Raw genomic sequence first — 20,455 nt, forward strand, 5'->3', positions numbered from 1 at the left:
CTCCTATCTTATAAAATCTTCATACGTAAAAATCATTTGATTAATAATCTATCTGGTCAGAATCTAAATTCTCACACTTAACCTTATCATTATAACACGATTTATCTGGAAATTCTTCTACTTTACCATTTAGGAGAAATTTCTGACAATTATAATATTATTCTCTAGCAAAAAAGGACGATTTACTCGCCCTTTGTTTTCTTCAAATAATCAATAGCCTCTTGAACAGTTTTCACAGGAACTACCTCAATATCTAGACCTGCTTTCTCGGCTGCTTCCTTAGCTTCTTCATAGTTCGTTTTAGCCTTTGGATTTTTCTTCAAAACTTCTACATCAACTGGATTGTTTGGTACAAAAAAGATACTTGCACCAGACTTAGCTGCCGAAATGACCTTCTTATCAGCCCCACCAATGTCACCTACTTTTCCATCCTGCTCGATAGTCCCCGTACCAGCAATAATCCGACCATCACGTAAGTCAGGCTCTGCGAGTTGAGTATAGATGGCAAGTGTAAACATCAGACCAGCACTTGGACCACCAATATCTCCTGTTTGGAAATCAATCGGAATCGAACTTTGAACCTCTGTATGATCTACGAGAGTGATACCTATCCCGTTTTTGCCATTAGACAATTTGATAATCTTACCGTCCGCAGATTTTTCCTGACCAGCGCTAATATAACCAACTGTTACATCACTTCCAACCTCCAAGCCACTCACATATTTAATCAAATCAGGAGAAGACTCAAATGTTTTTCCATTGATACTCACAACAGTGTCGGCAATATTAAGAACTTTTTTAAAGGTTGAATCATCCGTCAAGGCAAGCACATAGACACCAAAGAAATCAAGATTGACTTCTTTTCCTGCCAAGGTCAAACCTTGGTACTTCGCCATATTTTGCGATGTCTCCATGTAAAACCGTGCTATACGGAAATACTCCTCATTGTCGGCCCCTCCTGTCATCTCTTCAGAGGAACGAACTGTCGTATAGGGATCAAACTGAGCAGCGAATAGTTGTAAAGCTGTAGCCTGTTGGACTGATACATAGGTGAAGTTGTAAGAGCCATCCTCTTGGTCTATTTGATTGTTCACCGTTAGTACCTGACGAATATCGGCAGCTCCACCTGGACTTTCCAGATAATAAGGCAGACGAACAAAAACGGCAAACCAAATCAAAAGAGTTCCTAAAACAATAGATGCAATTAAGGTTAACTTCCTATTTTTCTTCATTCTTTCTAATCTCCTCACTAACAATTTCTGGAACATAAGGGCCTATATCCTGTTTGAAATACAGCAATTCTCTAACCTGGCTGGATGATACGAACTTAAGCTCTGGCTTGGCGATTAAATAAATAGTTTCCAAACCTGGCGCCAACTGACGATTGTAAAAATCAAAACTTGACTCGTATTCCAAATCGGTCGCATTACGCAATCCTCGGACCAAATGTGTTACTCCATAGCGCTTAGCTACATCGACTACCAATTCATTTTCAGACAGAACGACCTCGATATTCTCCATTCCTACAAAAAGCTTCTCCAAAATGGCTTTTCTCTCCAAACCTGTCAAGAGTCCTGCCTTTTTAGGATTGGTAAAAACTCCCACATATAATTTATCAAATAGTCCACTCGCTCGTTCAATTAAGTCCAAGTGTCCATTGGTAATGGGGTCAAATGAGCCCATAAACAATCCAATCTTATCTGACATATACTGTTACCTTACTAATTCCGTAGAGTTTCTCTTTCCATATCCCCAGCTCTGCTATTTCCTCCGGAAGAGAGACCGCCTTATCCGTTTCGCAGACTACCATAACATCATCTGCTAGTAAGTCACGCCGACAAAGTTCTGTTATCACATCTTCAATTTCCTGCTCTGCATAAGGAGGGTCCAAGAATACCAGGTCGAAAGGACCTCCCACACTGTTCAAAGCCTGTCTAGCTTCCATTGCTAGAAGCTGAAATTTATCTGCTTCCTTAGTCATTGCAATATTTTCACGGATAATGGCTTGTGCTCGTCGATCTCGCTCAACCAGAACTGCTGACTCCATGCCACGAGATATAGCCTCGATAGATAAACCACCACTGCCGGCGTACAAGTCAAGAACTCTACCACCCTCAAAATAGGGACCAATCATATTGAACATGGCTCCACGGACCTTATCCGATGTCGGTCTGGTTGTTTTTCCATCTAACGTTTTCAGTGGTCTTCCACCATAGCTTCCCGATACAATTCTCATAAGGTATATTATAGCAAAAAATGAAGCTCGTTGCTGAAACCAAGTGCACTTCCTGCTTTCCTTTTTGCACCAACTTTTTCAACCTTCTACCAAATACACTCTCAACCGCTATAGCAGGAAATTATTCTCGCACTATTCAACAAAATGATAAAAATAAAAAGCAAGGAAATTCTGTTTTACGCGAAATTCCTCACTCTTATCGTATGTATTTAAACTAGATCGTTACAAGAAAAAATTGATGTTGAAATACAAATAGCTATTTTTTCCAGTATGCTAATACGCCATAAAGAACCAGTAGCTAAAAAGTCTACGGATTATCTGGTGAACTCTCGTCAGCTGTTGGAACTGTTTCTACTGACTCAACCAGGCTAGTTGTTGAATCCGTCGTTTCCGCCGGGGCTTCAGAAACTGTTGGAGTTTCTACCACAGGTGCTCCTTCACTAGTCGGAGGCACTGAAGTACTTGTACTAGTTGACGCCACGCTGCTTGTATACTGGCTTGTTGAACTCACACTTTGATTTCCATATATATTTTGATTAGGCACTACATAGGATTCTTGTGAGGTCTCACTAGCTTCAGCAAGGTCCGTTGACTGACTAGTCCCTGTTTCAGATACTTTTTTCTCATCAGCTACTTTTTGGGCTGCTTCCGCTCTGACCAACTCCGCTTTTAGCTTAGCCTGTGTTTGAGCATCTGTCTGCTGTCCCACTAGCTCTTTTACTTGGTCAATCCGTTTCTGTAATGCTGCTTTTTTAGTCGCATCCGTAACCTTGTTTACTGCAGATTGTGCCTCTGCAAGTTTCTCTTCAGTATGTGTTCCTTCTAATACAATGACAGCATTCTCAGCATCCTGAAATAATGTATCAACCGTTTTTTTCTGATTGGACACTTGCTGTACTGTCTTTGTATCACTTGTTTCGCTTTGAGCATTTTTATACCAACTAGCGCCTAAGCTAATCAATAAAATAAGTCCCATAAAAGAAATAATGCCAATTTCTGCCAATGACAACTTTTCAAATTTCTTTTCCATATTTTTTCCCTTATCCGTCTTATTGCATAAGAAAATACTCTAGCCTACTGACAATGCTACTTAGTTGTTTTTACCTTACCATTCCATCCGTTTAGACCATAGCTTAAAATATAGATTTCGTTAAAGCCCTGTTTCTTCAGATGAAGGGCTGCAGGCGTTACCAACTGACCACGATCATTCTCATAGATTAAGACAGGTCTGTCCTTACGCAAAGCAGCTGTAGACTGGCGCAATTGCTGGTAAGGAATATTTCTCGCACCTAAGATATGCTTACGATTAAACTCACTCGGGTCTCGCAGGTCAATCAACTGACCTCCGTGTATCTTTTCTGCAAATTCTGCATTATCAATCACAGTCGCTGCACGACGCAATCTCCAGTAATTAAAGCCCATCCAGGCTCCCAATACTGCCAAAAATACTAAAAATACCCAAAATGTTTCCATCACTCATTCTCCCTTGATTTCTGATACTCTAATTCCAAACGATGTTCACGCCTCAAAACAAGCTCTGCTTCCATATATTCCAACCGATCTAAGACACCTGCCTGATAGATTCTATTTAATTCTATCTGCATCATTTCAATATCGTAGAGACGGTTGCCCATATAGACAATTATACCAAACCGTTTGAGTAATTGTTGCACATCATAAAGTCTTTTCATAAAAAAATTGTAGCAGAATTTTAGGTGTTTTTCAATATAATACTCAATGAAAATCAAAAACAGACTAGCTCCAAAGGTTTGGGGAACCTTTAGAGGTTGGAGATAGAGCGAACGTAGTTCGTTACTACTTACGCAGATAGAACCCTGTTACTATTTTGTTTCAAGGGAACAGGCTGAAAGGCTCCACTGGAGCCTTTTACTCATCAAATCAAGTCAACAACGTCTGATTTTGATTTTCGAAGAGTATAAAAACTCAGTCAAAAATCAGGTCTATAAAAAGATTGGACAAATGCCCAATCTCATTCGTTTATACTAACCAACCCTTTTCCTGTGCCACCTTAACAGCGGCGGTGCGGTTTTCGGCGCCTAGCTTGGACAGGATAGAGGTCATGTAGTTGCGGACTGTCCCGTCAGACAGGTGGAGCTGGCAGGCAATTTCCTTATTGGACAGCCCCTCTGCCACCAGCTTGAGTAGTTGACTTTCTAGGTTGGTCAAAGGGCTGCGTTGGGTTAAGAGAATATCCATCAACTCTGGCGAATACTCCTTCCGCCCTGCCAAGACCGTCTCAATGGTCCGCATGAGGTCTGCGATGGAGCGTTCCTTGAGCACATAGGCATCCACATCTGCCTTGACCGCTCGCTCGAAATAGCCCGGTCGCTTGAAGGTGGTCATGATGACAACCTTGACAGGCAAGGCTTGACCCCGCACCCATTCCAAGACATCTAGGCCCGTCTTTTCAGGCATTTCTATATCTAATAACACCACATCTACTGGCTCTTTTTCCAAAAGAGCAATGGCCTGGCTGCCGTTTTCTGCCTGTAAAACAGCCTCAACCGCATCTTGAAAACACAAGAGCTGACAGAGGGCGTCCCGCAGCATTGCTTGGTCTTCTGCGACTAAGATTCTCATTCTACCACCTCCTCAAACGGAATTCGGATGGACAGGCGGGTGGGATTTGCCAGAGAAAGAAACTCCAAACTGCCTTTCACCGTCACCAACCTGTCTTTTATGGTATGTAATTCCTGACCAGTCAACTTGGCAAAGCCCACACCATTGTCTTCGTAGTATAAAACCAATTCTTGCTGGTCTTTTTCAAAAACCAACCGGCATCTGCTAGCCTGACTGTGCTTGAGCAGGTTATTGCCCAACTCTCTCAGCACCATAGCCAGCTTGTTCTGGACAGGTAAGCTGAGATGCTCTGCTATTTCCCCGCCCAAGACAAGCAAATCCACTCCTGCCAGGTCCAACATCTGCTGTAAAATCTGGAGTTCCTCTGCCACGGTGTACTGCTTGAGGGACTGGACAATCTGGCGAACATCCTGCATGGAGTCTTTGGCTAAGGTCTGGAGCTCCTGCACTTCCTTCTTGGCCTGGTCAATCTGATCATGGTCTAAAAGTGTCTGGACCAGCTCAGCCTTGACAGACAGCATGGCAAAGACATGCCCCAGCGTATCGTGCAAGTCCTGACCGATACGGTTGCGTTCATTCTCAGCCAGCAGGAGATTGATGGACGCATTCTGCTCCTGTAGGCGTTGCTGAAGGGCTTCCCGCTTGATCTCAATCCAGCTGAAAATCAGCAAGGCCAAGCCAAAGAAGTGGATAACAAGTGCAAAAGCTCTCATCTCAAAAGGAACAGGGCCAAAGAGAGCCCAGAGGATAATGGCCAGTAACAAGATCCCATAGGACACCGTCCGATAGGTCGGCCGAGTTTCCTTGTAGTACCAGCCTAGCATATTGGACAGGTTAAAGATGAAGAGGGAAAATTGCAGATTGCCCCAAAAACTCATGACGGCGATATAGCCAATCAGGTAAAACCAAGCCAGCAGGGAATAGAGCTTGTGGTCGGTATAAAAGAGGGAGCAATAAACCAAGGCAAAGAGAATAGTCGCTAGGACAACTGCTGTTGGATTGGGACTATACTGGGCATAGTAAAAGGGAAAATAGAGAAAGACCATGCCCACGAAGAACATGAGCGGCACCTTTCTTTTTTCAAAAATCACGGCTTACCTCACTGTTGCTCGGATTTTCTATTCAGAACTAGAGCAATTCCTAAGAAAATTATCGCATAGCCTAGGACAATTAGCAAGGATTTCCAGAGAAAATCTCCCTCTTGGGCATAGGTGGTCACCAGCTGGTTGACATGGTAGCTAGGCATAAGTTTACAAATCCGCTGCACCCAGTCTGGAAAGAGGGAAACAGGCATCCAAGAGCCACCCATGATAGCCAGAACAAAGTAGAGCAAGTTTGCCACAACCGACATGGCCTGTTCAGACTGGATTTGCACCAAGAGCAAGCCGATAGCTAGAAATACGATAGAAGTTACAAGGAGTATGAGTGCGGACACGACCCATTCCTGAGCTGACAAGTCTACTCCCTTGACCAAGCCACCCACCGCAAAGACAACGGCAATGGAAGATACAAAGCAGAGCAAGACCCGTACCAGTTTGGATAGGTAGTAGTGCCAGATTGGCAGGGGTGAATGCTGGATAAAGGTCAACCAGCTATTCTTTCTGTCCTCTGCCAACATCATGGGAAAGGTGAAAAGGGCAAAGCCCGACATGGAAAAACCTGTCATTGTCAGCATGTAGGACTGGATAAAGGCCTTTTGCATGGCTGCATCATCAAACCGGACCGTTGATGAGAAAATCAGGAAAAAGATGACGGGCATACCGATAGACAGGAGAAATACTCCCAAACTTCTGGATAATTTTACCGCCTCTACTTGAACTAATGCTTTCATGATTCTTCCTCCCTCGTCTTGTCAAATAGGCTATTGAGCAGAGTTTTATTCTGCACTTCCAGGTCTGAAATCCGACAACCTGCCTCCTGCAAACTAGCCCAAACCTGCTCAATAGCTCGGGTCTTGAAGCTGACCGTATCTTGTTTGTAGCTGATCCCATTGATTTCAGCCAAGCTCTCCACCACCGCCGCAAAGGCAATCGGCAAAGTCACTTCTTTTTCTTGCTCCTCACTCCGCATAGCAAATGGCGTGGTATCTCTTAGTAGCCGCCCCTGATGCAAGACCAAAATCCGCTCCGCCGTATGCTCCACTTCCTCAATATAGTGGCTGGTATAAAAAATAGTCACACCCTGAGCCTTAAGTTCATGGACAATCTCCCAAAAACGCTGGCGGGTCGAAGTATCCATGCCCGCCGTCGGCTCGTCCAAGAAGAGCAACTTGGGCTTGCCAATTAGGCAGATGACGAAAGCCAAGAGCCGCTTCTGACCACCCGATAGCTTGCCGGCCAGTTGATTTTTTTGCTCTTGGGAAAAGCAGAGCAGGCTGTCGATTTCCACATCTGTCAGACTATCCTTGTAAATAGCTTGGAAAAAGCGGAGTAATTCCTTGACCTTCAGGTCTGTCGGGATAGCATTTTCTTGTGGTAAGACTGCTACCGTTTCTTTATTGGACCGAGCCTGTGGAGCCAGACCGTCCAACAAAACCTGGCCTTTCGTCGCCTTTCTATCACCCAACAAACAAGACATAAGCGTCGTTTTTCCAGCCCCGTTTGGACCGATTAAAGCCACACATTCTCCTGACTTGATTTCAAAGGAAATAGTGGACAAAATCGTCCGTCCTTTGATGATTTTTTCTAGTGCTTGTACTTCTATCATTTTTCTACCTCCTACTTCTTGAACATCTTATAGTCTTTTAGTTTACTTTTAGTACTAGGCAACGAGCCGCAGGCATAACTGGAATTAGGCAAGGCGAGTTAACGAAGTAATAAAAGAAAAACTAAATGACGATACATAGACAGTATATCTCGAAAAAGGAGACCCCACTAGAAGCCTTTGTCATGGACTCATGTGACAAATGTCATATTATACTCAATGAAAATCAAAAGTAGCCTAGGAAACGAAGTCGAAGATAGATCTGGAGTTCATCAAGGCAAGTTGACAACGGATAATTTTGATATTCGAAGAGTATTAAATAATGTAGCAAAAAAAGAGTCCTACTGTGGACCCTTCATCTATTTACAACTTAGGTGCTTGACCAAGTTCTGCCTGCAGCATCCAAATATGTTTTTCAATACTAGCCTTAGCCACATTGAAAATGTCGTTGGTTACGCTGTCACCTTCTTCATCACTGACATCAAACCCCTTTTGGAAAAGAGCAGCCAGATAGCGGAACACCTCTACCACACGCGCCAATTGCTCTTCAATCGTTACATTGTAATCACCAAGAACTTCCTTGAGCTGACTATTTTCACTAAACTCTTTAAGGGTAGAAAATGGTGCCCCACCTAAGGTGATTAAACGCTCACTCATCTCATCCAAATAACCATCAATTTCTTCCATATATTCATCCATCTTTGGATGCCAAATCATAAAGCCACGACCACGCATATACCAGTGAACTTGATGGAGGATTGAATGGGCTACTGATAAATCGGCCACCGCTTGATTCAAAACAGCCTTAGAATCAGCCAGTGATGGACGCGGGCTGAAAGACGCAATTTCTGCTGGAGATTGATAATATTTTTGTTTCATCATATATCACCCTTTCTTTTATTTATAATAATTATAAATAAAAGAAGAAAAAATTGCAAGAATTATCCCTCCTCCTCTGAATTATTGGCAGACAAATTCCTTGCTATATTAACTTATATACGTTAGACTAGTAAGTAAGAATAGTATGTGATTTTCTTTTTAGAAAATCATCGCCCCCATATGTGTATATCGAGGAGGGATTTTATGTCAGAAGAAAAATTTGACGCAAAACTAGAACAGCTATCTGGATCTGCAAAAGAGGTAATTGGTAAGCTGACCGGCGACAAGGAAATCGAAGTTGAAGGACTTGTTGAGAAAGGAATTGGCAAAGCAAAAGAGCTAGTCGAAGATGCAAAAGATGGGCTTGAAGGTGCCATTAACGGCATCAAAAATGCTTTCGACAAAGAAGAGAAATAAACAAAGAGTTCAATATAGGTAGGATTGGTCGTGCACTGTTTGATAATGAACATTACACTTAATTTGGTCTTTTACCTATAGCCCGAACAAAAATATGCAAGAGAGGGGAACTCAGACATTTACCTGTCGAGTCTACCTTCTCTTTTCTTATGTCACGAAAGGAGTATCTATGAAAAAAATCGTTTTTGTCTGTCTTGGAAATATTTGTCGTAGCCCTATGGCTGAATTTGTCATGAAAGACATGACAAGTCAATTTCACATTGAAAGCCGTGCTACTTCAAACTGGGAACATGGTAATCCTATCTACCCTGGAACACAGAAAATTTTCCAAAAGCACAAGATTTCCTATGACCAAGATAAATCATCACAGCAAATGAGCCAGACAGATTTCGAAGCATTTGATATTATCATCGGTATGGACAGCAATAATGTCCGAGATTTACAGAAAATAGCACCAGCACATGCCCAAAATAAGATTTTTCAATTCGCAGAAAAATCCGTACCAGACCCTTGGTATACTGGAGATTTTGACGAAACCTACGAAATGGTAAAGAAAGGTTGTCAAGACTGGTTGGACAGGTTACAGTCATTTGATCAAGAATAAGATTTTCTATGTAATATTTTTGTAATATTTGTAAAAAAATGGTAAACTATTTCTGACTGAACTGATAATTTCTTACTGTATCCTAGAAAGAACTGATTAGCATCGGTCAAATCCTATGAAAGAGTAAAACGATGAAAGAGTTCAAATTACCTAGTATAAAATGGCATGATATAACAAGTCATTTCACCCGTCCAAAACTTGAAATCCTCTCCCTTATTATTATCCTCATCTGTGCCCTCTCTGTATTTACAGGGCGAATTGCCAGCAAGCAAGCCATGACTTTCAATAATGGCGCCCTGCAGTACAACGGTTATGTGGTCGCAAATAAAATGAATGGTCAAGGAAAATTGACCTTTGATAATGGAGATGTCTACGAAGGACAATTTACAAATGGAATTTTCCACGGTCAAGGAACCTACACATCTGCAAGTGGGTGGGTTTATACCGGGCAATTTAAAAACGGCTATGCCGATGGAAAAGGAAAATTGACCACCGAAGGACAAGCTACCTACGAAGGAACTTTTAAACAGGGGATTTATCAATATGAAAATTAAATGGTTATCCGTTATACGTGTGATTGGATTAGTCTTTGTCCTACTCTATCATTTCTTTATCAAATATTTCCCAGGTGGCTTTGTGGGGGTTGACCTCTTCTTTACCCTGTCTGGATATTTGACAACCGCCCTTTTGATTGATGAGTTTGCAAAACATAAAAAAATAGATATTGTCAGCTTTTTCAGAAGAAGGTTCTATCGGATTCTCCCCCCTCTGGTTTTAACGATTCTTTTGGTTCTTCCACTTGCTCTGCTTGTCCGCAATGATTTCATTGCCAATATCGGCAATCAGATAGTCGCTGCGCTCGGATTCATGACAAACTTCTTTGAAATTCTATCAGGTGGTAGTTACGAGAATCAATTTTCACCTCATCTATTTGTGCATACTTGGACACTAGCCATAGAAGTTCAGTATTACCTTGTCTGGGCTGGTTTAGTTTGGTATCGGACTCGCATCTCAAAAAGTGTGGGGCAACTACGTGGATCAATTTTTCTAACATCTATAAGCCTCTTCTCGCTAAGTTTTTTAGCAATGTCTATCTCAAGTTTCTTTGTAGATAATTTCTCAACCATTTACTACTCGAGCTTCACACATACCTTCCCATTCTTCCTCGGAAGCATTCTCGCAACCATCGCTGGTATCGGAAATACAACAACTGCCTTCCAGCAACAAGTGAATACATTGAGTATCAAACAAGCTATAGGTCTGTTTCTTGGAGGACTAGGAGTAGAACTTCTTCTTCTCTTTACTCTTCAATTCAGTTCCATCTGGACCTATCTAATTGGTTTTCTTCTATCCAGTTTAGCTACAGCAACTATGATTTTTGCTGCTCGGGTACTTCACGAGAAAACCGAAGATGTCAAAGAACCTGCAATTATCCTCTTCTTTGCAAGTATTTCTTATGGTATCTACCTCTTCCATTGGCCCTTGCTCATTATCTTTACACAACTGACAAATGCCACTATCGCTGCGGGATTATCCTTTGTTTTTTCTACTATCCTATCAACTATTTCCTTCTATATTCTAGAACCATATATTGCTGGTAAAGTAGGAAGCTTGTTTGGATTAGCAATAGACTTAAAACCCTATAAAAAATGGCTTCTTAGCAGCTTTGCTTGCTTGACCATAGTTGGCTTAGGTATCTGTCTATTTGGACCAAAATTAGGAAGTTTTGAACAAGAGAGCATGGTTAGCAATCTTTATCAAGCTCAGACCCAACTAAATACAACACGATCTGCTGCTGAAAACGCTAAAGCTACTAGTTTTGAAATTCAAAAAGGAGTTATCATCTTTGGCGATTCTGTTACTGTTCGCGCTAGTTCTGCCATACAGACCGCGCTACCAGATGCACAGATCGATGGAACTGTCAGTCGAAATCTCTCTGAAATTGCTAAATTGATAAATCTTTATAAGCAAAATAATAGCTTGAAAGAGACTGTAGTTGTAGCGCTAGGTACAAATACTACGGATAATTATCAGGAACTACTAGACCAACTAGTCAAAGATTTTCCTAAAGGACGTCGCCTTATTTTTGTCACTCCTTACGATGGAAACTTCACTCCGAGCGAATCCATTTCTTATCAAACTGGTCAATACGAGAAAGAATTGGCTGAAAAATATGATTATATTTCCATTGCAGACTGGTATCAAGTTGCAAAGGATAATCCACCAATTTGGTACAATACCGACCTTGTTCATTTCAATCTTGAAAGCAATGGAGGCGAAGTCTTCGCCCAAACGATAAAAAATGCTGTTGAAGCCGTTGCTGATGGTCCAATCAAAAACTAGATTTATACATCATCATCCTCTGAGAATTTCTCGGAGGATTTTTGCACGATTTTCCGATAAGTCCAGTGCGAACTCTAAGAAATGGCGCTGTGCCTGAGCTCAGTCTCAATAAATCTTGTGAAATAAGCCACTTCTACAAAGGACGGAAAAGCGAAGTAACGATAATAGAAAGATGACAAGTTAAAAAAACTCCTACCTTTTACAGTAGGAGTTGGTGTCAAATTGACTATTTTTGCTTACTTTGGAAACGCCATTCAAAGCGTTTCTGATCGTAAAATGGATACATCATTTGTAAAAGAGTGACGGCAAGTAGCCAACCACCGATAATATCTGTCGGGTAGTGAACCCCAATATAGATACGGGATACAGCTACCAGGACAGCAAGTAGAATCAACATGGCTTGTAGCACAAGTCTAGCTATGCCTTTCTTCATCCTCTGGTGAACAATAATAACAACTGCTCCTCCAATCATCATAGTTGATGCAGTATGCCAGCTAGGAAATGAATAACCGATGGTATCAATCAACCATTCAATACTTGGACGCGGACGTTGGTAGACATATTTCAGGGCTGTGGATGCCACACCCATCGCCGCAAAACTAGCAAGTAGGAAATAAGCTTCTATCTTCCATTTTTTATAGTAGTAAAAGATAGCAGCTAGAATCATGGTAATAGCTAAAATAATAACCGTATTTCCTAAAACAGTAATAGAGGTCCAAAATTGACTGGCTCCACTTGGTAAATTTCCACGAATGGCAGACTGGACAGTCGAATCAAAACCTGCTAGGGTACTAGGATAAAATTTTACTACATAGCCCAATGTCACAAAGGCCAGAGCAAAAAAAGATGCGTTTCGTAAATGGATTTGTTTATTCTTCATACAGTATAGTTTACCTTATAAAGGTTAAACTTTCTTTAAAATAGGTTGGGCTGCTTTGTAACAGATATAAAATATTGCCGAAAGCACAATCCCTTGTAAAAGATTAAAAGGAAGTACCATCATAAAAAGATAGTTAGTCAGACCCAAGATTTCTTTAATATCAAAATTTGCAAAAGCAGCATAAACAGGCACCGCATAAACGTAATTTAATGCCAGCATCACTGCTGTCGAACCAATTGTCGCAACAGCGGCTGCTTTTAAATAATTTTTTAACGTTTGTTCATTTTTCCAGAAATAAGCTACTGCTAAAATGAAAACTGACATAGCTGCAATATTCATCGGTAAGCCAATAATTGTCGATGGTCCCTGATTATTTAAAATCAGTTTGAGAAAAGTTCGTACCAAAAGGATAGCAAAACTAGACTTCATATCTAGAATAAGCAGACCAAATAAAATCGGTACGAGAGAAAAATCCACTTCCAGGAAACTGGCTGTTGGAATCAGTGGAAATTTCAAATACATGAGCAGAAAGGATACTGCTGAGAGAATGGCGATAATCGTCATTTTGCGTGTGTTTGTCATAAGGTTCCTCCAATTTTGAAAATTGAAGAAGCGTGGAAGAGCAGGCAAAAGGCCTCCACTTCGTCTTCTCCCATCCAGACTTTACTGTCGGTTGTGGAATTGCACCACATCAGCTTTCGCTCGCAGACTACCAACGGTCTATTTTGTTCTAAAACTGCGTTAGCTCATCTCGACATACATTCAGTATGGTCTTCGATTCGCTGCCTAGTCGTAAAACAAATTACCACGTTTTACACTGCCGGTCGGGAATTTCACCCTGCCCTGAAGACTATTTCATCATACCAAAAAAGCCTTGCATTTGCAAGAGCTTGGTAAGTTTTCACTATTTTAACTTGTCCCCATCATAGGTGTGAACCAAATCTAGACCAGCGAACTGTTGCTGCCGAAGAGCCTCATATACAATCATACACGCTGTATTAGAGACATTAAGACTACGCACATGTTCATCATTCATTGGAATACGGATAGCCTTCTCTGGATGTTCACGCATAAAATCTTCTGGCAAGCCCTTATCTTCACGACCAAATAAGAAATAATGAATGTTCCCATCATTATAGTCTTCATCCGAATAGGTTTTATCAGCAAATTTAGATACTAAGTGAACACGTCCTTGTTTGCTGGCATAATCCATGAATTCTGCTAAATTGTCATAGAAGCGAACATCTAACTTATCCCAATAATCTAGTCCTGCACGTTTCATCTTACGGTCATCAATTGGAAATCCCATAGGCTTAATGATATGGAGAGGACTATTGGTTGCAGCACAAGTTCGAGCAATATTGCCTGTATTCTGTGGAATCTGTGGTTCAAATAAGACAATGTGGTTTTTGGCTGTTTCTTCTATATACTCTAATGTTTCAATATTCATAAGAACCTCTCTGGTGACATTTCACTAAACACGAATACCCTTCGAAAATCAAATCCAAACCATTGTCAGCTTCATTTTGCCGTATACCAGTACGGTCTGTTGCTTGTTGTCTAGTTTCTTTTTTTGATTTTCATTGAGTAAAAAGACTCGACTGTCTCCTATGGCAAGAAAGACAAAAAAATAGCCACACTGCCCGGAGTCAAGCTCAGCAAACAGCATGGTGAATGATGATTCATTCACTTAACTCACAACAGGTTTGAGTTAAATCAATGAAATCGTGATACTATTGTAGCTTAAAGAAGGCTGAAAATCAAGAGTTTTGCCCCATTTTTTTCAAATTTTCATAGAAAATCATGGAGGCTGGGCAGAAAGACCAACCTTGCTTCTCAGAGTTCGTGTCAACATCTGAGCGCAGTGATTGATTGGCTTTTACAGTCCAGTGGACTGTTAATATTGAGGCGAACTTGCTTCGCCCTATCTCCAGCCTTAAAAGGCTCCCAAATCTTTTGAGAGAGTACTAAAGGCAACCTAAAAACCTATATTTATACAGAACAAAAAGTAGGTTGCCCTACTTCTGCTTATTTCTTTTCAAACTAAACCTGTCCGGCACAGGATCTTCTCCACCTTCCACCAAGGGATGACAGCGACCAATTCGAGCCAACCCCATCAAAAAGCCTTTGAGTCCATGTTTTTGTAAGGCCTCGATCATATAAGCCGAACAAGTTGGACGGTAGCGACAAGAGGGCGGAAAAAGGGGAGAAATAAATTTCTGATAGAATCGGACCAAGCCGATCAAAAGTCTAGTCATTATTTTTTAACTGGCTTAGTAACGGCCAGGGTATGTAGTTTACTGATGTCTTTCTTATTGAGCTTGCGGTATTCTCCTGGACGTAGGCCGGTCAAGTCAAGATTACCAAAGCGAGTACGAGACAGCTTGTCTACCTGCAAGCCGACAGCCTCAAACATCTTCTTAACCTGGTGGTTTCGACCTTCATGGATTGTTAATTCTACAACTGAGCGGTTCTTAACAGGGTCCACCTTTATAATCTCATACACCGCAGGCTTAGTCTTTTTGCCATCAATGACAACACCACGGGTCAAGGGACGCAAAACTTCCTTGTTGGCAACCCCTTTGACACGCGCCAAGTAAACCTTATCAATCTCATTACGTGGGTGAATCATTTCGTCTGTAAAATCACCGTCATTGGTCAAAATCAAGACCCCAGATGTATCCCAGTCCAGACGTCCAACTGGATAAATCCGTTCCTTAACTGTTGGCAACAAGTCCACAACTGTCTTTCTTCCCTTGTCGTCTGACACACTAGAAATAACACCTCGTGGTTTATTGAGGAGATAGTAGACCTTCTCTTCGTTATAAATTGGTTGTCCCTCAACCTCTACCTTATCACCCGATTTGATAACTGTCCCTAGCTCACGAACAACCTGACCATTTACAGTAACTAGTCCTTGTTTGATTAGTTCTTCTGCCTTACGACGACTGGCAACTCCAGCATGGGCAATGTATTTATTAATTCTCATTTTCTAACTCATTTCTTTCTACGAATAGCTCTGTTTCCTCTTGAATCAAATCTATTTCAGACACATCAGGCAATTCTTCTAGACTATTAATTCCCATGTAATCCAGGAAATAATCCGTTGTCACATAGAGATTTGGTCTACCAAGAACCTCTTTCTTACCGTTCTCACGAATGAGGTCAAAGGCCTGTAATTTACTGATGGCACCACTGGAATTGACTCCGCGAATATCATCAACTTCAATCCGAGTAATGGGTTGCTTATAGGCTACGATTGATAAGGTTTCCAAAAGAGCCCGTGACATAGTCTGATTGATTGGTGTTTTGGCATAGATTCGCAAAAGGTTTGCATATTCTTTTTTAGTAACCAACTTGTAGCGATTGGAAGACTCCAAGATGGCTAAGCCTGAGGCTTTGTCTGCCATATATTTCTCACTAAGTTTCTCTAACTGCTGGCTGACAGCTGTCGGCTGCATTTCCAACATCTCTGCCAAATTTCGTAACGTCAAGCCATCCTCACCTGCCACAAAGAGCAGGACTTCGATTTCAGCTAAGCGATTCATCTTCACTCCTTACTAGATAAATATCTCCAAAAGTCTCTGTCTGCTCCAGGACGATTTCATGAACCTTGACCAATTCCAAAGTCGCAAGGAAGATCGTAATCATTTCATTGACATCTTGACTTTCTTGAAAAAGCTGACGGAGTTCAAGGCGTGGACCAGTCTCGAAACGACTGCGAACAAAGTCCATCATGTCTTCGATTTTATATTCATCACGGGCAATGGTCGCATGAGACTGACGGAGGCTTGCCTGTTTTTCAGCCATTACTTTAGAAAAAGCTAGGAAAATGTCAATGACGGTCTTATCCTTGGCTAACTGTACATCATCATAAATCAAATCTAATTTGGGTTTTGAAAAATAGTTGGCCCGTTCATCATGTTGCTCCCCTAATTTCTCACTGAGAAGTTTGAACTTGCGGTATTCTTCCAACTGGTCCAAGAGGTCCATTTCAGGATCATCTTCGGGATCAATTTGCTCAACAACCTTCGGCAATAACCGACGACTTTTGATGACCATCAATTGACTAGCCATGAGCATATATTCTCCCGCTACCTCTAAACGCATGGCTTGCAAGGTAGCAATGTAGGCCAAATATTGCTCAATAACCTCTGTAATCGGAACCTCGTAAATATCTACTTGATACTTGGACACCAGGTGTAGCAGGAGATCAAGTGGCCCTTCAAAATCTTTTAATTTTATATCCATTATCTAAATTTTTCCAAACTCATGCTTGTTTTCAGTCCCAACTGCTTGGCGATTTGGTCCAAGGATTTTCCTTCGTCTATCTGTTTTAGAATATACTGCTCTCGCAATTTTTGGGCTGTCCAATCAGGCTTGCCGATGGACTGGACAAATTCTGTCAGACGATTAAAAAACCATTGACGAGAATAGGTCTGTCCCTTCTTATCGAAGACATAGCGTCCAGACAGATGAGACTCCATATAGGGTATCAATTCCTTGGGCAGAGTGAGCACCCGCTTGGCTCCTCCCTTCTCAACTGTCAGGACTTGAAAATCCAGATTGACCTGCTGACTAGTCAGCTCTGCTATTTCACTTGGCGTCAAACCTAAATATGCTATCAAAAGTGCGATGAGCTGACCTTCTAGCCAAGGACTTTCTTGAAAGAGGAGAGTTAAATCCTCACGCTCCAGTTTCTTTTTGACGCTGGCTGGACCTGACGTCGTTTGCAATTTATAAAAACGATCCAGGAGATTATTTTCATAAAGAAAGTAGAGAAATTGATTGACCGCTGACATTTTTCTTTTCTGAGCAGCAGGTTTCAAGTCTAGAAGAGACTGCTGATAGACCAAAAGAGACTGTTGGCTAATCTCCCCCTTTGTTACTGTCACAAACTGCTGCAGGTCATAGGTATAGGACTTTTGGCTGTTGACACTGACCTTTTTGCTCTGGATAAAAGATTCAATCGCCTGCTTCATTTCTTGCCTTCTTTTGATGCTAGGGGGAAATTATGCAAGAGAGCATTGATTGCCTTTAAGATGGATTTTCGTGTAATGATTCCCATAAATTCTCTATTTTCCCCAAGGACGGGTAAGAAAGATTGATCTACTAGCTTACGCATCACCTCTGTCAAATCATAATCCAGACCAACCGTCTCTTCATCTGTCTTTACAATCACAGAAATATCTCTGTTTAACTCATCATCCGATAGTTCATTTTCAGCTTGATATTTAATGATTTCCGTCAAGCCGATGGTTCCAAAAAAGCGGCCATCTTCTGTTACCACAGGTACGCGTGAATAGGTCATGTGACTGAGTAACAGTTTTGCATGGTCAATATTATGCGTATCAATAATTACTGCCAATTTATCCGCTGGTGTCAAGAAAGTTTCTTCCTGGTCCAATAAAAAGGCTTCAAATTCTCTTGCAATCATCTTGAAATATCCTTTGTCAATGCTGGGTAAAGTTGGTGCTGTCGATTGTAGTAATCCACATGGAAGTGATCATCATAGATGGTCACAAGAGCATAGAGACATTCTCTGACCAAACCACGAGGTTGACTAACGGAGCCAGGATTGAGGAAGAGGGTCTTGCCACGCACTTCGGCATCAGGCACATGCAGATGCCCATACAAACAAATATCCGCATCAACTTCCTGGGCCCAATAATCCAACCGCTGCCAGCCGTAATTAATGCCATAAAGATGACCATGAGTCTGAGCGATAGTCACACCATCCAATTGAGTAATGAGCTGGTCAGGGTAACCACCAAAATAGTCGCAGTTCCCATTGACCACTTGAATGCCGTCCCACAAACTATCTTGACTATCCAGCTCCGAATCACCATTGTGAAAGATGGCATCGACCTTGCTAAGATAATGATGTTTAATATCCTCTACAATCTGTCTATCCCCATGAGAGTCGCTCATGACTAGGATTGTTTTGCTTGCTCCTGCCATACTGGAAATGCCTCCACTAATTTTTCTAGTGCTTGTGCACGGTGGGAAATCTTATTTTTTTCTTCTAGGGTTAATTCTGCCGAGGTCTTACCTGTTTCGCCTACGAGGAAAAGTGGATCATATCCAAATCCATTTTCCCCACGGAGGTCCATACCGATAAAGCCTTCCCAGTCCGCTTCGACAACCAAACTATCACGATTTGGAGCAGCCATGACCAGAGTACAATGGAATTGTGCCGAACGATCTTTCAGTTCAAATACCATGGCCAATTCGTGCAAGAGCTTGGCATTATTGAGCTCATCTGTGGCATCTGGACCTGAAAAACGGGCAGACCAAACTCCTGGCAGGCCACCTAAAGCATCAACCTTCAAACCAGAATCATCTGCCAAGACCATCTTGCCTGTCAGCTCTGCTATGGTTTCAGCCTTGAGCCGTGCATTTTCCTCAAAAGTCATACCTGTTTCTGCTACATCTGGCAGGTCAGGATAGTTGTTGAGGTTCTCGACCTGGTAGCCAAAACGCTCAAAAAACTTACGGAATTCCTTAGTCTTACCTTCATTTTTTGTGGCAATCAAGATGGTATCTCCCACGCTTGCCAATCCCTTGTCTTGACCGAAGAAATCTGCCGTGCTAACCCCTGCTTGTGGCAGATGAACCAAGAGAAGTTTGTCATTCTCAGTTACCAGAATAGCTCCTTGGTGTTGGAGGGCCTTGAACTGACGATTGTTTAACTCATTCAAAGTATCACAGGCAAATTGAAAGAGGGCAAATTCAGACTGAAGTTTGATCACTTCAATGTTGACACACTGGTTAAAGTTCTCATCTTCATAATTACCAGCAATTAGTTTGTCAAACAATTGACCAATCTGGTAAATTTCCTGCTCTCTGCCATTTTCACCAAATGAACCAAATAGATTGGCAAAGCTGGCTTTTCCAATAAACCAATTGTGTTCATCTCTGTATTCGTATATCTTGTCTGTCATAGTTCTACATGCTCCACATGAATATCAATGCCCATCCAGCTTTCAGCTATTTCTTTAAAAGCTGCCGGACTAGCTGTTGTGTAAAATCTGTGCTGAATATCCTTTTCGGTACGGCTGCGGTTGATTTGAAAATAATTTAATAAAACAGAAATATCTCGCGCACATTCTGCCCCACTGTCAATCAACTTGACATCCTTGCCCATGGCATTCTGGATGATAGGGCGAAGCAGAGGATAATGGGTACATCCCAAGACCAAGGTATCTACTTGCCCAACAAGTGGTCGAAGTGTCTCATAAACAACCTTTTTGGCCAAACTGGATTGGTGGCTATTGGACTCAACCAGTGGTGCAAATTTGGGACAGGCTAGGCTGTCTACCTGCGTTTCTGGAGAAAGGGCCTGAATTTTTTCACGATAGATATCGGATTGAATGGTCATAGCCGTTCCTAAGACACCAACCTTACCAGTTTGCGTTGCCTTAATAGCTGCCGAAGCACCTGGTAAAATAACACCCAAAACAGGAATATCCAACTTTTCCTTGACTTCTTCCCAGACTACCGCTGTTGCCGTATTGCAGGCAAAGACAATCATTTTTACATTTTTTGTCAAAAGGAAATTGACCAACTGCCAAGTATATTCTCTGATTTGTTCTGCTGGACGGGGTCCATAAGGTGCCCGTGCCGAATCTCCGATATAAACGATTTCTTCATGGGGTAGTTGGCGCATTAACTCACGCGCAACCGTTAATCCCCCAACACCTGAATCTAAAAAACCTATTGGTCGATTATCCATAATACTGAGAATAGCCAGAAAATCTGACTAGCCTTTCTTTTCTACTCAAAAAATGGG

At 41.7% G+C, this 20,455-nt stretch carries 27 protein-coding genes and 1 riboswitch; of the genes, 4 read left to right on the forward strand and 23 right to left on the reverse strand.

Translation table 11 applies throughout. The features are described from left to right. Window positions 1–182 precede the first annotated feature (182 nt). From YYK_RS07335 to YYK_RS07385, 11 genes are all read right to left on the reverse strand, one after another. A complete protein-coding gene (locus tag YYK_RS07335) occupies window positions 183–1,232 on the reverse strand; it encodes a SepM family pheromone-processing serine protease (RefSeq protein ID WP_012775295.1) in 1,050 nt (349 codons plus the stop codon). Beyond that, entirely contained in the window at window positions 1,219–1,707 is a 489-nt protein-coding gene (gene coaD, locus YYK_RS07340; protein ID WP_014917298.1) for a pantetheine-phosphate adenylyltransferase, read from the reverse strand. The genes YYK_RS07335 and coaD overlap by 14 nt, the downstream gene beginning before the upstream one ends. Beyond that, complete coding sequence (rsmD, locus tag YYK_RS07345; protein ID WP_009910569.1) at window positions 1,697–2,236, reverse strand: 16S rRNA (guanine(966)-N(2))-methyltransferase RsmD; 540 nt, start codon at window positions 2,234–2,236, stop codon at window positions 1,697–1,699. The genes coaD and rsmD overlap by 11 nt, the downstream gene beginning before the upstream one ends. 307 nt (window positions 2,237–2,543) lie before the next feature. Then, entirely contained in the window at window positions 2,544–3,266 is a 723-nt protein-coding gene (locus YYK_RS07350; RefSeq protein ID WP_012027598.1) for a lipoprotein, read from the reverse strand. Between the two features lie 56 nt (window positions 3,267–3,322). Continuing rightward, window positions 3,323–3,709, reverse strand: coding sequence for a rhodanese-like domain-containing protein (locus YYK_RS07355; RefSeq protein WP_004194735.1), 387 nt, complete (start codon window positions 3,707–3,709; stop codon window positions 3,323–3,325). Next, a complete protein-coding gene (locus tag YYK_RS07360) occupies window positions 3,709–3,927 on the reverse strand; it encodes a YqgQ family protein (protein ID WP_004194736.1) in 219 nt (72 codons plus the stop codon). Before YYK_RS07360 ends, YYK_RS07355 begins: the two co-directional genes overlap by 1 nt. Window positions 3,928–4,234: 307 nt before the next feature. Beyond that, on the reverse strand, window positions 4,235–4,837 hold the full coding sequence (locus YYK_RS07365; protein ID WP_012027601.1) for a response regulator transcription factor: 603 nt from the start codon (window positions 4,835–4,837) through the stop codon (window positions 4,235–4,237). Next, window positions 4,834–5,928: a sensor histidine kinase gene (locus YYK_RS07370; protein ID WP_024383662.1), complete on the reverse strand. Its 1,095-nt coding sequence runs from the start codon at window positions 5,926–5,928 to the stop codon at window positions 4,834–4,836. Before YYK_RS07370 ends, YYK_RS07365 begins: the two co-directional genes overlap by 4 nt. 8 nt (window positions 5,929–5,936) lie before the next feature. After that, window positions 5,937–6,668 carry an ABC transporter permease gene (locus YYK_RS07375; RefSeq protein ID WP_012027603.1) on the reverse strand — a complete coding sequence of 244 codons (732 nt, stop codon included), beginning with the start codon at window positions 6,666–6,668 and terminating at the stop codon, window positions 5,937–5,939. After that, window positions 6,665–7,543 carry an ABC transporter ATP-binding protein gene (locus tag YYK_RS07380; protein ID WP_012027604.1) on the reverse strand — a complete coding sequence of 293 codons (879 nt, stop codon included), beginning with the start codon at window positions 7,541–7,543 and terminating at the stop codon, window positions 6,665–6,667. The genes YYK_RS07375 and YYK_RS07380 overlap by 4 nt, the downstream gene beginning before the upstream one ends. A gap of 360 nt (window positions 7,544–7,903) precedes the next feature. Next, window positions 7,904–8,422, reverse strand: coding sequence for a Dps family protein (locus YYK_RS07385; RefSeq protein WP_012027605.1), 519 nt, complete (start codon window positions 8,420–8,422; stop codon window positions 7,904–7,906). 201 nt (window positions 8,423–8,623) lie between these two features. Here YYK_RS07385 and YYK_RS07390 point away from each other — a divergent pair, with 201 nt between their 5' ends. The 4 genes from YYK_RS07390 to YYK_RS07405 all read left to right on the forward strand — a co-directional run bounded on the left by YYK_RS07390 (window position 8,624) and on the right by YYK_RS07405 (window position 11,783). Then, window positions 8,624–8,836 carry a CsbD family protein gene (locus YYK_RS07390; RefSeq protein ID WP_002942806.1) on the forward strand — a complete coding sequence of 71 codons (213 nt, stop codon included), beginning with the start codon at window positions 8,624–8,626 and terminating at the stop codon, window positions 8,834–8,836. A gap of 169 nt (window positions 8,837–9,005) precedes the next feature. Then, window positions 9,006–9,440, forward strand: a complete 435-nt coding sequence (locus tag YYK_RS07395; protein WP_012775297.1) for a low molecular weight protein-tyrosine-phosphatase — start codon at window positions 9,006–9,008, stop codon at window positions 9,438–9,440. Between the two features lie 131 nt (window positions 9,441–9,571). Then, entirely contained in the window at window positions 9,572–9,994 is a 423-nt protein-coding gene (locus YYK_RS07400) for an MORN repeat-containing protein (RefSeq protein WP_012027608.1), read from the forward strand. Continuing rightward, window positions 9,984–11,783 (forward strand): acyltransferase family protein, encoded by a 1,800-nt coding sequence (locus YYK_RS07405; RefSeq protein WP_012775298.1) that lies wholly within the window; start codon window positions 9,984–9,986, stop codon window positions 11,781–11,783. Before YYK_RS07400 ends, YYK_RS07405 begins: the two co-directional genes overlap by 11 nt. A gap of 226 nt (window positions 11,784–12,009) precedes the next feature. Here the strand turns inward: YYK_RS07405 and YYK_RS07410 are convergent, their stop codons facing one another. The 12 genes from YYK_RS07410 to racE form a co-directional block, all read right to left on the reverse strand. Next, a complete protein-coding gene (locus tag YYK_RS07410; RefSeq protein ID WP_012027610.1) occupies window positions 12,010–12,663 on the reverse strand; it encodes a phosphatase PAP2 family protein in 654 nt (217 codons plus the stop codon). A 24-nt stretch (window positions 12,664–12,687) separates the two neighbouring features. Continuing rightward, complete coding sequence (locus YYK_RS07415) at window positions 12,688–13,245, reverse strand: ECF transporter S component (protein ID WP_012775299.1); 558 nt, start codon at window positions 13,243–13,245, stop codon at window positions 12,688–12,690. A gap of 58 nt (window positions 13,246–13,303) precedes the next feature. Beyond that, a riboswitch (FMN riboswitch) is annotated at window positions 13,304–13,518 on the reverse strand. 49 nt (window positions 13,519–13,567) lie between these two features. After that, entirely contained in the window at window positions 13,568–14,113 is a 546-nt protein-coding gene (locus YYK_RS07420) for a tRNA (cytidine(34)-2'-O)-methyltransferase (protein ID WP_002939238.1), read from the reverse strand. A gap of 568 nt (window positions 14,114–14,681) precedes the next feature. Further along, window positions 14,682–14,921: a membrane protein insertion efficiency factor YidD gene (yidD, locus tag YYK_RS07430; protein ID WP_012775301.1), complete on the reverse strand. Its 240-nt coding sequence runs from the start codon at window positions 14,919–14,921 to the stop codon at window positions 14,682–14,684. Beyond that, window positions 14,921–15,652: a pseudouridine synthase gene (locus YYK_RS07435; protein ID WP_012027615.1), complete on the reverse strand. Its 732-nt coding sequence runs from the start codon at window positions 15,650–15,652 to the stop codon at window positions 14,921–14,923. Before YYK_RS07435 ends, yidD begins: the two co-directional genes overlap by 1 nt. Continuing rightward, window positions 15,642–16,211, reverse strand: coding sequence for an SMC-Scp complex subunit ScpB (gene scpB, locus YYK_RS07440; RefSeq protein WP_002939233.1), 570 nt, complete (start codon window positions 16,209–16,211; stop codon window positions 15,642–15,644). The genes YYK_RS07435 and scpB overlap by 11 nt, the downstream gene beginning before the upstream one ends. Next, window positions 16,195–16,914, reverse strand: coding sequence for a segregation/condensation protein A (locus tag YYK_RS07445; RefSeq protein WP_002942755.1), 720 nt, complete (start codon window positions 16,912–16,914; stop codon window positions 16,195–16,197). Before YYK_RS07445 ends, scpB begins: the two co-directional genes overlap by 17 nt. After that, entirely contained in the window at window positions 16,914–17,645 is a 732-nt protein-coding gene (xerD, locus tag YYK_RS07450) for a site-specific tyrosine recombinase XerD (RefSeq protein ID WP_012027617.1), read from the reverse strand. Before xerD ends, YYK_RS07445 begins: the two co-directional genes overlap by 1 nt. Beyond that, the gene (gene cbpB, locus YYK_RS07455; RefSeq protein ID WP_012027618.1) at window positions 17,642–18,100 is read right to left on the reverse strand and encodes a cyclic-di-AMP-binding protein CbpB; all 459 of its coding nucleotides are present in this window, start codon (window positions 18,098–18,100) and stop codon (window positions 17,642–17,644) included. The genes xerD and cbpB overlap by 4 nt, the downstream gene beginning before the upstream one ends. After that, entirely contained in the window at window positions 18,097–18,624 is a 528-nt protein-coding gene (locus tag YYK_RS07460; protein ID WP_012775449.1) for a metallophosphoesterase, read from the reverse strand. Before YYK_RS07460 ends, cbpB begins: the two co-directional genes overlap by 4 nt. After that, complete coding sequence (locus YYK_RS07465; RefSeq protein WP_012027620.1) at window positions 18,597–19,607, reverse strand: nucleoside-triphosphate diphosphatase; 1,011 nt, start codon at window positions 19,605–19,607, stop codon at window positions 18,597–18,599. The genes YYK_RS07460 and YYK_RS07465 overlap by 28 nt, the downstream gene beginning before the upstream one ends. After that, window positions 19,604–20,398 (reverse strand): glutamate racemase, encoded by a 795-nt coding sequence (gene racE / locus YYK_RS07470; protein ID WP_012027621.1) that lies wholly within the window; start codon window positions 20,396–20,398, stop codon window positions 19,604–19,606. The genes YYK_RS07465 and racE overlap by 4 nt, the downstream gene beginning before the upstream one ends. Window positions 20,399–20,455 lie beyond the last annotated feature (57 nt).

The sequence above is a fragment of the Streptococcus suis S735 genome (assembly GCF_000294495.1).
Lineage (GTDB): Bacteria > Bacillota > Bacilli > Lactobacillales > Streptococcaceae > Streptococcus > Streptococcus suis.